Genomic DNA, 235 nt, shown 5'->3' on the forward strand with positions numbered 1-235 from the left:
TAGGTGGCAGCGGGTTCACAGGCGCTGAACTGTATCGATTGCTGCGCAGGCATCCCCAATTTGACATGGATTTTGTATCCTCTGAATCCAAAGCGGGCCAATCGGTCGACAAGTACTACATCAGTTCGATTCATAAAAAGAAGATAAGCCCGCTTAAATTCAGTAAAATGGTCGAACTGCATGGCCATTACGATGCAATCTTTTCGTGTTTGCCTACAGGGGCTTTGCCTAAAGT

Annotated in this window: 1 pseudogene; it reads left to right on the forward strand. The window is 46.4% G+C overall.

The annotated features are described in order from the left end of the window. Positions 1 to 235: pseudogene (locus QP775_RS25655) on the forward strand (N-acetyl-gamma-glutamyl-phosphate reductase); the annotation flags it as partial.

Source organism: Paenibacillus sp. UMB4589-SE434, from assembly GCF_030226685.1.
GTDB lineage: Bacteria > Bacillota > Bacilli > Paenibacillales > Paenibacillaceae > Paenibacillus_B.